This window comes from Flavobacterium beibuense F44-8 (genome assembly GCF_000769915.1).
GTDB classification, from domain to species: domain Bacteria; phylum Bacteroidota; class Bacteroidia; order Flavobacteriales; family Flavobacteriaceae; genus Flavobacterium; species Flavobacterium beibuense.
This window is the reverse complement of sequence record NZ_JRLV01000007.1, coordinates 50,431-64,232: the sequence shown is the minus strand read 5'-3', so window position 1 is coordinate 64,232 and position 13,802 is coordinate 50,431. Positions and strand designations below refer to the sequence as shown.

Here is a 13,802-nt window from a genome sequence, read left to right as displayed (position 1 = left end):
ATAAAAATCCCAAAATTTAATGTCTTGAACCAAAAATACTACTACCCACGCGAATCATGGTGCTTCCGCAGGAAATAGCCAGCTTATAATCGCCGCTCATTCCCATAGAAAGTGTTTCGGGCTTAAAGTTAGATTTCTCGGGGTGTTCCTGTAGCCTGTCGAATATACCTTTAAGGTAACTAAACTCTTTTTCAATTTGGTGTTCGCTGTCGGTAAAAGTAGCCATACCCATAAGTCCGGCAACTTTTATGTTTTCCATTTGCTTAAATTCGTCCGACTCCAGTATCTCGTTAAGTTCGGCTTCATACAGCCCGAATTTGGTATCCTCTTCGGCTATGTGCATTTGCAGCAGGCAGTTTATAACCCTGTTGTTCTTTTTGGCCTGTTTGTTTATTTCTTTAAGTAGTTTAAGGCTGTCCACGCCATGTACTAGGCTAACAAACGGAGCCATGTATTTTACCTTATTGGTTTGTACGTGGCCTATCATATGCCATTCAATGTCCTTAGGCATTTGCTCATGCTTATCGGTCATTTCCTGTATTTTGTTTTCGCCAAAAATACGCTGTCCGGCATCATAAGCTTCCATAAGGTCGCTAACGGGTTTGGTTTTGCTTACTGCCACAAGGGTAACATGTGGTGGCAGGGCCTCTTTTATGGAAAGTAAATTTTCTTTTATCGACATTTTTTTCAATTGTGGTATTTAGGGCTGATTTTACGAATCGTCCCGAATAACAAATTTAATACTATTTGCTAAGAAAAGTACTGTTTGTGTTATATGAAGATATGAAATTTAAATCTCATACACTACAAGTCCGCTCCTGAATTTTGGTTCAATATATGTGCTTTTTGGCGGCATAATTAGGTTGTTGTCTGCCAGCTCCTTAATCTCGTTTATAGAGGCAGGGTAGAGCATAAAGCCCACTTCAAAATCGCCCCCGTCTACCATTTCCTTAATGGCAGTTACAGGTTTACTGCCCGGTATGTAGGCAATGCGCTCATCGTTACGTAAATCACCAATTCCCAGTAGTGGGTTAAGTACTTTTGTATAAAGAATCTGGGCGTCAAGCCCATCCATAACCGAATTAAAGTTAGTGTTTTTTAACGTAAGGGCATAAAAATCACCGTCCAAGTACATACCAAACTGATATTTTTGTTTTGGTTTCCATAGCTCCTGGTCTTTGTTTACTATCGTGAAATCTTTTTCCAGAGCTTTAAGGAAAGCATGTTTTGTAAGTCCGTTAAGGTCGTTAACTATGCGGTTGTATTCGTATATCTTTAAATTGGTTTCGCATATAAGGAAGCTCATAAAATGGTTCAGGTTTGTATTGCCCGAATCTTTATCCTGATCATACAGCATTTCTGCCGAAGCCGAACGGTGATGTCCGTCGGCAATGTACAGGTTACCCATTTTTTCAAACTGTTCCTGTACCCACTGTATCTCTTCATCTTCCTTAATACGCCAAATGGTGTGTTTGTCTTTATTAAGAGATGAGAACAGGTATAGCGGTCTTTTCTGTTTGCGTTTGTCTATCCATTGCTGTAGTTCGTTGTTTTGCGGATAGGTAATAAGCACCGGTTCGGTATTAAAACCTGTTTGGTGTAGGTAATCCTTAAACAGTTCTACGCGATAGGCAAGCGTATCTTCATGTTTCTTTATCACATTGTTCTTGTAATCTTCTATAGATGTGCCTGCAATAATACCCGTAAAGGTGTTGTTTTTACTTTGTATCTCATACAGAAAGAATACAGGGTTTGGTTCCTTTTTAAAAACATCTTCTTCCTTAAACTCCTGATATTTTAACTGTACCCCCTTAAATCTTGTTGCGGTAGATATTTTATGCAGGTTTACATAAGCAGGGTTAAGTATGTGTAAAAACGAAAAAGGGTTATAATCAAGCTGTGATGCCAGTTCGGCAGGAGTATACTCTTCGTATGATCGCGATGTAACCAAACTCACCTTGTCGCGCGTAGGGCGCACAGCTTTAAACGGAACTATTTTTGCCAATTGTGTAAAGTTTAATTTTTACCAAAACGCTTTTTCAGTTCGCGTTCGGTTTTAATAAAAAATAATAATACTGAAAGCAGTAGGAGTGGGATGCTTAATAAGATATCAGTATTTCGACTGATAGGAAGTAAAGATATGATAACTCCCAGCGGAACCAAAACAACCCCGCTTATGATAAGTAACACCGAAGAGTATTTTTGTGAAAAATCCCATCGCTCCTGTGATGCCATTGATCTTGGTGTGCGGTAACCGTAAAAGTGATTGATTTTTTTGGGAGGAAAAATATACATAACTGCTCCCGCTAAAATGAATACAAGTCCCGACATGCCTAAAACTAAAAGTGACTGGCTATCCCAATTTATTTCCATGACTTAAAGAGTTAAAAAAGACGGGTTGAAAAACCCGTCTTTAAATATACTACTTTGCAAACATTTTTGCCACTTTTTCGGCTTTTTTGCTTTCAGAATAATCGTAGAAACCTTCACCTGATTTAACGCCCAGTTTACCGGCGCGTACCATGTTAACCAATAATGGGCATGGTGCGTATTTAGGATTTTTAAATCCGTCGTACATAACGTTAAGTATAGAAAGGCATACATCAAGACCAATAAAATCGGCAAGTTGTAACGGACCCATAGGGTGAGCCATACCCAGTTTCATTACCGTGTCAATTTCATATACACCCGCCACACCGTTGTAAAGTGTTTCGATAGCTTCGTTAATCATTGGCATAAGTATACGGTTTGCCACAAAGCCTGGGTAATCGTTAACTTCTACAGGAACTTTACTTAGTTTAACCGAAAGGTCCATAATGGTTTTGGTAACTTCGTCAGAAGTATTGTAACCACGAATAATCTCTACCAGTTTCATAATTGGCACCGGGTTCATAAAGTGCATACCAATTACTTTGTCCTGTCTTGTTGTAACAGCTGCAATTTGAGTAATAGAGATAGACGACGTATTTGTTGCCAAAATAGTGTTTTCCTCACAGTACTCGTTAAGCTGTTTGAATATGTTTAGTTTAAGGTCTACGTTTTCGGTAGCGGCTTCAACCACAAGGTCAACCCCTACAACACCATCTTTAATATCGGTATAGGTAATAATGTTACCTATTGTTTTAGCTTTATCCTCTTCGGTAATAGTGCCTTTTGCAATCATCCTGTCAAGGTTACCGGCTATAGTAGCCATACCTTTGTCCAGTGATTTTTCTGATATATCAATAAGTTTTACTGTAAATCCGCTTTGTGCAAAGGTGTGGGCAATACCGTTACCCATTGTTCCTGCACCTATTACTGCTATGTTTTTCATTATAAAGTCTGTTTGTTTAAAGTTTGCCGAATTTATGAAAATTTGACGGTAAAATTAGTAACAATAATGGCAAATTTGCAACAGAAAACGTTTTTGTAATGAATTTCTTTTCAAATTCGTAATAATAAATGGTTATACAGGCTAATATGATAGTTTTATGAGGTTAATACTCCAGTGAATTTATTATTTGCTGCTCCTTATCAGTTAGAGGTAATACATTGCCTGTTTCCCAGTATTTTTCGCTGTAGTTTTGTCCCATTTCATAAATAGATCTTTTATCCATTTTGATTCCGTTTTCAAAAACCGACTCATCTTTACCGGTTTTAGTTACCACAAGGTCGTTTTTAAATACATAGGTGTTATCATATCCGTTTTTCTTCCATATCCTCGCAGCAACGTGAAGTGAAGCATAATACAGGCGGTACTCGTTATCCTGTGTTGTAAAGATGCTTTTATAATAAAAATCAACCATTTGTATACGGGCTATTAGCATGTTGTAGGAGTGTGCTTCCTTGTCTGAAAGGAACCTCCTTGCTTCCATGCTTAATATAAGGTTGGTTTCGGGGTTATATACTATTGTCCCTTCCACATAGTCGTCGCCATCGTCTTCTTTTGGGGTAAACGATATGGTGTTTAAGGTTTGCCCTTCGCTATCCTGCTGTGTTTTGATACTGAAACTGTATTTTTTATAGGTATTGCCCTTAAGCAGTTCGGTAGTGATAAGGTCAAACTCACAGCGGTTAGCTGCCGATTTCCTTACGTCTTCAGGGCGAAGGTACATCATACCTTCCTTATAGTCTTTTAAATGTAGTGCCCTGCTTTGCTTTATAAAAACATCGGTTTTTATATTGTTTTTGTTTCCTTTTTTGCGAAGCCTGTAGTCTACAATACCATCGGCAAACTGAACGTACTCATTATTAAAATTTACAAACTCCCTGTAGTAGGTATTGAGCACCAGTGGTGAAGTTAGTCTGGCTTTAGATTCTTTTATTAACTGTTCCAGCAGTTCGTTAATAGGGGTATTGGTTATAACTACTTCCTCTAAATCAAAACTCTTTGGTTCAAGAAAATATACACCGTCTTTAGGGAGGTCGTTAAGGGGGATTTCATAATCAAAATACCCTAAATAGCTCAGTTTTATTTTTTTGGTTTGCCGCCCGTAATAGAGCCTGAAGTTTCCCTCGCTATTTGATATTGTACCATACTTTCCGTCATCGGTAGTAATGTTTACAAGGGAAAGAGTGAGCCCGGTAGAGACATCTTTAATAATTCCTTTAACGGGAGTTTGGGCTAATGCTGCAGTAACGCCTGCTGCCATTAAAAAAAGAGTAAGGAGTTTTTTCATGGCATATAAACGGATTTGTTAATCTGTTTATTTTACATCCTTTAGCGAACTGATAATCTCTTCTTCTTCGGCAGTTAAAAGTATGGAGTTGTTTTTCTTCCAAAACTCCTCGGTATAATTTGTTCCCGCCTGATAAAGATCTTTATCCCTGTATTTTTCTTTTTTATTGAAGGAACTCAGGTCACTCGTGAAGTTGGTTACGATAAGGTCACTTTTAAATATGATATTATCGTCAAACCTTTTTTTGTTTTTGATGTAAATATCACCATATACGCAGGAGTAAGACAGCATGTAATTATCATTAGTAAGCTTAAACAGGCATTTATAGCCTAGGTTTTCCAGTCTTGCTTTGATAATCAGAAAATTTCTTAGCTTAGAATACTGCCTGTGTGACGGAGCCATGTAAAGCTCCATGGCAAGTATAAGGTTCTTGGCAGGGTCATAAGTAACACTACCGGCATATAACGGTTCTTCTATCTCTGGTAATGGTTCGTAGTATATGGTTTGAACATCACTACCATTTGCATCTTTTTGTGACTTAACGATAAAGGAATATTTTTTAAATTCTTTTTTACCGAAAACATGATCCAATACCCCAAAATTACAGTCTCTTGAAACTGCTTTGCGTAAATCAAGCGGAGAAGTCATTTCGGCAGCAAGCATACTTTCTTCATCACCATTAAGTTTAAAAGCCCGACTCTGTTTTACTACTACGTCACTTTTAATCTCTTTACGGCGTTTGTCTACATTGTAATCTATGAGTCCGTCTGAAAATTTACTGTAAGTGTCGTTTATTTTTACAAACTCCCTGTAATAGGTACTTAACAGGAACGGAGCATTTAAATGGTTGTATGAGTTTTTAACCAACTGTTCTACAAACTCGTTAAGTGGTGTACTGATAACTACTATTTCCTCAAGTTCAAAATCAGTTGGTTCAAGGTAAAAAATGTTATCCTGTGGCAGGTTTGTAAGATTTACCTCCAGAGGGGCATATCCCAAATAGCTAAGTAATATGGTTTCAGTTCCGTCTGGGTAACTTAACTGAAAGTTTCCTTCGGTGTTTGATATAGTGTTATTTTGCTGATCTATTGTACTAACCGTAACCAGTTCCATGTTTTCCTGTGTGGAGAGGTCTTTCACGGTACCTTTTAAAAGGTTTTGTGCAATACTGCTTGTAGTAACAACTAATAACAGAAGTAAAAACAGTTTTTTCATGGTTGGTTGGGCTTGTGGTTTAAGCCTCTAATATAAAAAAAATAACCCCAACTTTTAAAGCCGGGGTTTTTATAAGATGTCTTGTTACTTTTTCTCAAAACAGTCTATAATGCGGTAAGCTATCCTTAAGGCTTCGGTACCATCTTCAAGCGTTACTATTGGTGTAGTATTGTTGTTTATGGCATCGGCAAAAGTTTCCAGTTCATCCAGTATAGCGTTGTTTGCCACAATTTCAGGATTCTCAAAATAAATTTGCTTTTTAAGCCCTTCGGCATTTTGCAGTATCATATCAAAATCGCCCGGTTCTTCGGGAGCGTCTTTCATTTTTACCACCTCACACATCTTATCTAAAAAGTCAACCGATATATAAGCATCCTTTTGGAAGAAACGCGACTTACGCATGTTTTTAAGTGATATACGGCTTGCTGTAAGATTTGCCACACATCCATTTTCAAACTCAATACGGGCATTGGCAATATCGGGCGTATCACTAATAACCGAAACACCACTGGCTTTAATATCCTTTACCTTACTTTTTACCACGCTAAGTATAACATCTATGTCGTGTATCATTAAATCCAGCACCACAGGTACATCTGTACCGCGAGGGTTAAACTCGGCAAGACGGTGGGTTTCAATAAACATAGGGTTAGCAATCTTTTCGCGGGTAGCCATAAAGGCAGGGTTAAAACGCTCTACGTGTCCTACCTGTCCTTTTACGTTATGTTGTTTGGCAAGGGTTATAATCTCCTCAGCTTCTTCTACCGTGTTAGAGATAGGTTTTTCAACAAAAACATGCTTGCCGGCAGTAATGGCCTCTTTGGCACAATCGTGATGTGAAAGGGTAGGGGTTACAATATCTACCACATCCACAGCATTTATAAGTTCTTCTATAGAGTCAAATTTACGGTAGCCGTGTTCTTTTGCCACTTTATCGGCATTGGCGCTGTTAGGGTCATAAAACCCTACCAGTTCATATTTTTGGGATTGGTTGAGTAAACGCAGGTGGATTTTCCCTAAATGGCCTGCGCCCAATACTCCTACTTTAAGCATAAAGAAAAAATTTTTAACAAAAATAAAACTATTTCGCTGTAAAACGCAAGAACACAGCACTAAAAATAATGTATGTTTTTTGAGAATACTGCATTGTTAATATGATAGTGCATTTAGTATTGCACCCTATGTGAAATGTTTTCTATTTTTACAGAATAAACATTATACAGCATTGAGAGATACAGGAAAACATCAGGGGCTTCGTAATCAGTTGGTAAGCGTTTTGGAACAAAAAGGGATTACAGATAAAAATGTGCTTGCGGCCATTAAAAAGATACCGCGACACCTTTTTTTAGATTCCAGCTTTGAAGATTATGCCTATCAGGATAAGGCTTTCCCTATTGGGGCAGGTCAAACTATATCTCAACCTTACACCGTAGCATTCCAATCACAATTACTGGAAGTAGAGCCCGAACATAAAATACTTGAAATAGGCACGGGGTCTGGCTATCAAACCGCTGTATTATGTACTATGGGGGCAAAAGTATACAGTGTGGAAAGACAAAGGGAACTTTTTAAAACCACGTCGCTGTTGCTGCCTAAACTGGGTATAAGACCTAAACACCTTTCGTTTGGCGACGGCTACAAAGGACTGCCTAATTTTGCTCCGTTTGACAGTGTTATAGTTACTGCCGGTGCTCCGTTTATCCCTAAGCCTTTAATGGCGCAGTTAAAAATAGGAGGCAGGCTTATTATCCCTGTTGATAACGAGCAGGGTGTACAGATAATGACAATGCTGATAAGAAAAAACGAAACCCAGTTTGAAAAACATGAATTTGGTGAATTTAGGTTTGTACCATTGTTGGAAAATAAAAACTAACGTATAAAAAAAGGGTTGACTTAATGTCAACCCTTTTTTTATTTGTATATTTTTTTGATTCTGTCCAGGTCTCGCTTTACATCACGATCTTTAATGGTATCACGCTTGTCGTAATTCTTTTTACCGCGTGCCAGTCCAATTTCCAGTTTGGCAAGTCCTTTTTCGTTTGTAAACAGCCTAAGCGGAACAATAGTCAAACCTTTGTTTTGTACACTTTTTAAAAGGCTTTTAAGTTCTCTTTTGTTAAGCAGTAGTTTACGTTCACTTTTTGGAGCGTGGCTAAAGCTTCTGCTATAGGTGTATTCTTCTATATTGGTGTTTATGGCAAACAGCTCATGACCGTGAAATTCACAGAAACTTTCGGCAATAGAAGCCTTGCCCAAACGAATGGATTTAATTTCAGATCCTGCCAAAACGATACCGGCTGTATAACGCTCCAGTATCTCATAATCAAAGCGGGCTCTTTTGTTTAGTATGTTAACTGTTTTTTGCATAAGGATTGCAAAGGTAAGTACAATAGTTTAATGCAGCAAGGGGTTAGCCCTGCCTGTAATAATTATATTTTATTGATAATGTATGCGTAATTCTCCTTTCCGATGGGTATTAAAAATACTGACTATATTTACACTATGGAAACAAAACAATCAAACGATCCTTTACACGGCATAACCTTAAAAAAGATAGTGGAAGACCTTGTGGCTTTTTATGGCTTTGATACCCTTGGCGAACTGATAAAAATAAAATGCTTTAACGAGAATCCAAGTGTAAAGTCGAGCCTTACCTTTTTAAGGAAAACCGACTGGGCACGTAAAAAGGTGGAAAACCTGTATATACGTACCCTGCCAAAAATGCAGCAGGACTAAGCCTCTGCAATACCTTTCCATTTTTTTATAAGTTTTGTAAACGGATACATATATAGTAATATAAAACCCAGATTTATATAAAAAAATTCAAGAGCGTTATTATGTATAATTTTTTCTAATCCGGTCATCTCATATATACGACTTCCGTTAATATCTCTTATTGCTGTGGCATCATAGTATGTGTATAAATAGAAATATACCATTACCAAGCTAAATGGCAATATCCATAAAAGGGCGTTTACTACTATACCCGAAAGCTTTTTTGATGTTTTTTGCCTGTTAATATATACAAAGTATATAAGGCATACTATTAGTATTACAGCCCATATCGTAATAAAGGTAAATGGCTGGCTACGACTGTGGTATTCTATTAAACTATAAATTATTATAAGTGAAAAAATAAAGGTAATAAGGCCTGTTATACCCAATGAAATAACTGAAATAAGCCAGTTTTTAACTGAAGATATCCTGAAAGAAAAAATAACAAGAGATGTTATAAAGGCAAAATAAATAATGCCAAGAATGTCCCCGTAATTAATAGGAGATACGTAAGCTCCGGAAATTCTGTCGTATGTATTTTCCATACGTTGAAGCGGTACATAATATTTGGGTAAGACAATGGTTACACTTCCGTTTTTTTGAATGATATTATTTTCTAAGTCGTTTCTGGTTTTATACTCTTCATTGTCCCGTGATTTTCTTTCATCATTTATTTCATTAAATTCATCGTTTCCTACTATCTGGTAATCATTATAATCATTTGGTTTATACACAAAATCAAACCACTGTTTTGAGGTTATATTGGCTTGTAAGTTATGTTCGTTAACTAAAACAAAAAAATCATCAAGCAGTTTTTTAATAGAGTCTTTTTCCCTGTTTAGCATCCAGGTTTTTACTCTCCATTCATTAATAGAATCATGTATATTTTCCTGAATACTGAATTTTAAATTTTGTTTGTTAATTAAAGAAGTAATAGGATATTGGTTCTCAAAATAACATACTGTGTCCCATTCAGGGTTGTATAATTTATTTCCTTCATTATATACATTAGTTACAGCTTCAACTTCCGGAATCACTACCATCTCTTCATCATATTCCTTATATTCATACCTGTGATTGTTATTTTCTAATGAATCGAGAAGTTCATTACGCTGTGTTCTGTCAAAACGACTCCAGTGATGAAACGGACCGTCTACAAATATTGATGTCCTACTCAATAAGTTTGTTCTCTTTATTACTTCTTCTTTACTGTAATAATTCCTTGCCCTTAAATCAAAGGCATATTCATATATCGCAGTATTACTGCAAGTTAACAGGCATACAGTTAATATAATAAGCCATTCCTTGTATAAGGAGTTGTTTTTTTTAGGGTAAAGTGATTTAAAACCATTGTTTCTAAAGTAAAATGTAAGCCATACTATAATAACCAGTAAACCTATAATCAGGTTTAGAAATATAGCCATTGGCTCATAATGCCTGTATTCATTAAGACGATATGGATCATTAAAATCTACAGCTCCTGTAAGGTACCCCCCGGCAAAAAATAAAATATTAATGATAAGGGTTATTATGATTACAGGGATAAACTTTGTATTCCACAGCAAAGGGTGGTGAAGCAGTAAATAGTTTTGTGTTTTTTTAAACATGGCTGGTGTGGTTTTTAGGAAACAAAAAAGCGTCTGGTTGAGTTAGAAATATCACGTATATAAACCACCGGTATATTTTGGTCTATAACTGCCTTCATAAAATGATTTATGGTAACATTACCGTTAAATGTGGCGATATAAGTACCTCCGTTAAACTGTAGGCTCACCAAGCCTGTACTTAACAGGCAATCGTTTAAATTACTTTGTGACCAGGCGCTTTCAAACTCTATTACTAAATGTTTTTCAGTATCGTTAGCCTCATTGTTTTCTTTGAGGTTTTTTTGTATTCCCTGTTTCAGGAATATAACCTCATCAGATGTTTTTTCTACCTCATACAGTTGCTGCGAACTCATTATTATTCCTATTGGCCTGAAGGCCGATTTAGCGATGGCCTTAAAATCTTCCAGCACGGTTTGTTGTGCCAGTATATCTAAATTGGCAAGCGGTTCATCTATAAGCAGTACTTTAGGTTTTCGTAACAGCATACGTGCCAGTTCAAACCTCATTTTATAGCCTGATGAAAGATCTTTCCATTTATGTTTCCTGAATTTTCTAAGTCCCAGCCTGGCAACTACCAGTTCTACCACAAGCGGAGATTCCTGTGGGGAAAAGCCGTAGCTTGTGGCTGTAAACAGCAGGTTATCCATCATGGAACCATACCAGGTATCTGTTCGCTGCGGTATGTAAACCAACTTGGTACGCAGGTCATACAAATCTTCATGCTTAAAGTTATAGCTAATATGTCCGCTGGTAGGGTGAAGCTCACCACACAGGGAGCGTAAAAGGGTTGTTTTACCGTTACCGTTTTCACCTACAAGCCCTATAATATCTCCTTCATTAAGCGATAGGTTAACCGGACCAAGGGAAAAGCCCGAGTATTTTTTTGTAAGCTCACTGGCTTCAAGTATGTTTTGCCTTATTTGTTGCGGTCGCTTTACTAATGCCGAATGTAGTTCTGCCAGTAGTTCCTGTAGCTTTTCCTTTTTAGAATTGTCATCAGGGTTATTGTCAAGCCAGTTAAGCAGGTTGCATGTTTTTGTGTAAAAGCCTATTTCCTGAGTATCGAGGGTAAAGTCAATAATACGTTTAACGGCAAGCGGATAGTCTTCAAACTTCAGGAAGTCTAAAATTTCCTGATACTGTTTTTCAAATTCGTTCATAAGTAAAGCGTGTAAGCTTCAAATATATCAAAATCAGAGTAATATTTAACAAAAAAAGCCCTGCAATTTGCAGGGCTATACATCAATATAAATAAACTAAAGTTTATGCGATTAGTCAGGATCGCTTACTGTAATGGTTTTATAGATATAAGTCAAAGCTGTTCCTTCTTCATTTACACCATTTGCAAACTTAAGTTCGTATTCACCCGGTTCGTCTTCAGAGAATATATATTCTTCTGTACCTGTAATTGCATCACCGCTACAGGTACAACCTTCATATTGTACCGCCGGAGCAATAGTTCTTGGATATACGTTATTGTTATAAAAGGCTACAAATGTGCTACAGCCTTCGGTCATGCCAAATGATACATTTAGGGTTATTTCCTCACCTGTTAAGGCTGTGTCGGGCCCCGTAACCTGAGTTACATAGGGTTGTACGGTTTGTGAACAATAATTTTCATCGTCACTTAAACATCCGCTAAGGGTTGTCATTCCTATAAAAAGTGCTAAAAACTTAAGGTACTTCATAATGCTTCTTCGTTGTTTTTGATAATTAGATGCAACAGTATTGAAAAGGTTGCTGGTAAACTGCAAATTTTAACTAAATTTTATAGTTATGCAACTATTGTTTCCCTGTTGTATTTGTTTCTGTATTCAACAGGGGAGAGTCCGGTAAGTTTTTTAAAGAGGTTTCTAAAGGTTTTAGTATCGTTATAACCTACTTCATACATTATTTCGTTAATGTTTTTATTACTGGTTTCCAGTTGCTTTTTTGCAGCTTCAATTTTAACGCGCTGTATGTATTCACCTGCTGTATTGTTTGTAGCCTTTTTAAAGCGTCGGTCAAAATGTCTTCGTCCTATGGCAAACTTATCGGCAAGTTCATCTATAGATATTTTTTCGGCAATGTTTTGCTCTATAAACTCCTGAGCCTTGCGTATAGGCTCATCATCATGATTTTTTTGTCCGTTAAACATAATGAATGGTGACTGACTTTTACGGTCAATTTCAAGAGCAAACACCTTAGAGGCGACAATGGCAATATCACGACCGGCATGTTTTTCAACCAAATGCAGCAGCAGGCTCCAATATGAGGTAGCACCACCACTGGAGTAAAGTCCGTGCTGTTCGGTAACAATGCGTCCGTCTACAAGGGTTACATCGGGGAACATTTGCCTAAACTCGTTTGCTGTTTGCCAGTGGCTGGAACATTCTTTACCGTCAAGCAGTCCTGTAGATGCCAGTAAAAACGAACCTATACAAAGGCTCGCTACTTCACTGCCGTTATTATAGTGTTTTATTATCCACGGAATAAAATCCCTGTTAATATCTATAGCCCTTTCCAGTTGCCCGCTAATGGCAGGTATAATAATCAGGTCGGTTTTTTTAATGTCTTTCAGCAGGGCATCAGTACGCACGGCAAAAAGTCCTTCGTGGTATTCCACCTCGCGTGACAGTCCTACAAACTGAATATTAAAAACAGGGGAGTGCCCGGCAGCTTCAAGAAAATTGTTTGCTCCTGTAAAAATGGTTCGGGGATCTACTATGCTTGCCATTATAGCCTCGTTTGGCACCAGTATCGATACATGTATCATAATTCCTTTTTCTATTTAGTAAAACGTAAAGGTGGTAGCGATAAACATGAAAACTAAGGCTAAGGTAATAAAATTATTTATGTCGGTAACCGCCCCTTAAAATGTCTATACCTGCACCGTGAAGGGCTGTTACTGCGCTATATCTTTGTTAATCACCTTAAACCGCTATGCTACACACAAATAAAGAAACACAAAGTAAGCGAAAGCTTATACTCTCCATGAATGTAACCAGTGACGGTTACCTTTCGGGACCGCACTGCGAACTCGACTGGCATTTTAATACCTGGACTACCGAGATGGCTGAGTGCCTTGCAGACGAACTTAATAAGGCCGATACCATTCTCTTCGGAAGGATTACCTTCAATGCCATGTCGGCCTACTGGTCCAATAAGGGAGTTGATTTATCTTCTCCGGTTGAAGACCGTGCCTTTGCACAAATGATTAACACTTATACCAAAGTGGTATTTTCTAAAACGCTAACCCATAGTGCCTGGAATAACAGTATTATGGTAAATGATGATCCTGCCAATTATATTAAGCAATTAAAAGAACAGGATGGCGAGGCTATTATGATATATGGCAGTGCACAACTGGTTTGGTATTTAATAGACAGTCAGCTTATAGATGAGTTTCAGTTATGGGTACATCCTGTAAAACTGGGCAGGGGGAAACTGTTGTTCAAATCGATGGCTCCACATTTTTTGGAACTGGTAGCCACAAAGGAATTCCGTAACGGAGTCGTGCTCTTTTATTACAGGCGTAAGCAATAGGTATAAAGCTTTTTAATATCTT

Annotated in this window: 15 protein-coding genes; 3 read left to right on the top strand and 12 right to left on the bottom strand. The window is 37.5% G+C overall.

The window, feature by feature from the left end; translation table 11 throughout:
* Positions 1-16 precede the first annotated feature (16 nt).
* The 7 genes from Q763_RS07580 to Q763_RS07550 all read right to left on the bottom strand — a co-directional run bounded on the left by Q763_RS07580 (position 17) and on the right by Q763_RS07550 (position 6,926).
* Positions 17-682 (bottom strand): YggS family pyridoxal phosphate-dependent enzyme, encoded by a 666-nt coding sequence (locus Q763_RS07580; RefSeq protein ID WP_035132836.1) that lies wholly within the window; start codon positions 680-682, stop codon positions 17-19.
* 108 nt (positions 683-790) lie between these two features.
* A complete protein-coding gene (locus tag Q763_RS07575; RefSeq protein ID WP_035132834.1) occupies positions 791-2,005 on the bottom strand; it encodes a DUF1015 domain-containing protein in 1,215 nt (404 codons plus the stop codon).
* A gap of 11 nt (positions 2,006-2,016) precedes the next feature.
* The gene (locus Q763_RS07570; RefSeq protein ID WP_052123300.1) at positions 2,017-2,373 is read right to left on the bottom strand and encodes an SdpI family protein; all 357 of its coding nucleotides are present in this window, start codon (positions 2,371-2,373) and stop codon (positions 2,017-2,019) included.
* Positions 2,374-2,422: 49 nt separating this feature from the next.
* Positions 2,423-3,313, bottom strand: a complete 891-nt coding sequence (locus Q763_RS07565; RefSeq protein WP_035132831.1) for a 3-hydroxybutyryl-CoA dehydrogenase — start codon at positions 3,311-3,313, stop codon at positions 2,423-2,425.
* Between the two features lie 163 nt (positions 3,314-3,476).
* The gene (locus Q763_RS07560; RefSeq protein WP_035132829.1) at positions 3,477-4,658 is read right to left on the bottom strand and encodes a carboxypeptidase-like regulatory domain-containing protein; all 1,182 of its coding nucleotides are present in this window, start codon (positions 4,656-4,658) and stop codon (positions 3,477-3,479) included.
* Between the two features lie 27 nt (positions 4,659-4,685).
* Entirely contained in the window at positions 4,686-5,873 is a 1,188-nt protein-coding gene (locus tag Q763_RS07555; RefSeq protein ID WP_035132827.1) for a carboxypeptidase-like regulatory domain-containing protein, read from the bottom strand.
* Positions 5,874-5,957: 84 nt separating this feature from the next.
* Positions 5,958-6,926, bottom strand: a complete 969-nt coding sequence (locus Q763_RS07550; RefSeq protein WP_035132825.1) for a Gfo/Idh/MocA family protein — start codon at positions 6,924-6,926, stop codon at positions 5,958-5,960.
* Positions 6,927-7,098: 172 nt separating this feature from the next.
* On the opposite strand from Q763_RS07550, the gene Q763_RS07545 reads away from it, so the two are divergent.
* Positions 7,099-7,746, top strand: a complete 648-nt coding sequence (locus tag Q763_RS07545; protein WP_035132823.1) for a protein-L-isoaspartate(D-aspartate) O-methyltransferase — start codon at positions 7,099-7,101, stop codon at positions 7,744-7,746.
* 38 nt (positions 7,747-7,784) lie between these two features.
* Here Q763_RS07545 and smpB read toward each other — a convergent pair whose 3' ends face one another.
* Positions 7,785-8,240 (bottom strand): SsrA-binding protein SmpB, encoded by a 456-nt coding sequence (smpB, locus tag Q763_RS07540; protein WP_035132812.1) that lies wholly within the window; start codon positions 8,238-8,240, stop codon positions 7,785-7,787.
* A gap of 135 nt (positions 8,241-8,375) precedes the next feature.
* Between smpB and Q763_RS07535 the strand changes: the two genes are divergently transcribed.
* Positions 8,376-8,609: a VF530 family protein gene (locus tag Q763_RS07535; RefSeq protein WP_035133050.1), complete on the top strand. Its 234-nt coding sequence runs from the start codon at positions 8,376-8,378 to the stop codon at positions 8,607-8,609.
* Here the strand turns inward: Q763_RS07535 and Q763_RS07530 are convergent.
* From Q763_RS07530 to Q763_RS07515, 4 genes are all read right to left on the bottom strand, one after another.
* Entirely contained in the window at positions 8,606-10,255 is a 1,650-nt protein-coding gene (locus Q763_RS07530; RefSeq protein WP_035132810.1) for a hypothetical protein, read from the bottom strand. The genes Q763_RS07535 and Q763_RS07530 overlap by 4 nt on opposite strands.
* A 14-nt stretch (positions 10,256-10,269) precedes the next feature.
* Entirely contained in the window at positions 10,270-11,415 is a 1,146-nt protein-coding gene (locus tag Q763_RS07525) for an ABC transporter ATP-binding protein (protein WP_035132808.1), read from the bottom strand.
* Between the two features lie 111 nt (positions 11,416-11,526).
* Entirely contained in the window at positions 11,527-11,943 is a 417-nt protein-coding gene (locus Q763_RS07520) for a hypothetical protein (RefSeq protein WP_035132807.1), read from the bottom strand.
* Positions 11,944-12,029: 86 nt separating this feature from the next.
* Positions 12,030-13,010 (bottom strand): GlxA family transcriptional regulator, encoded by a 981-nt coding sequence (locus Q763_RS07515; RefSeq protein WP_035132805.1) that lies wholly within the window; start codon positions 13,008-13,010, stop codon positions 12,030-12,032.
* A 167-nt stretch (positions 13,011-13,177) separates the two neighbouring features.
* Here Q763_RS07515 and Q763_RS07510 point away from each other — a divergent pair, with 167 nt between their 5' ends.
* Positions 13,178-13,780, top strand: a complete 603-nt coding sequence (locus tag Q763_RS07510; protein WP_052123298.1) for a dihydrofolate reductase family protein — start codon at positions 13,178-13,180, stop codon at positions 13,778-13,780.
* Positions 13,781-13,802 lie beyond the last annotated feature (22 nt).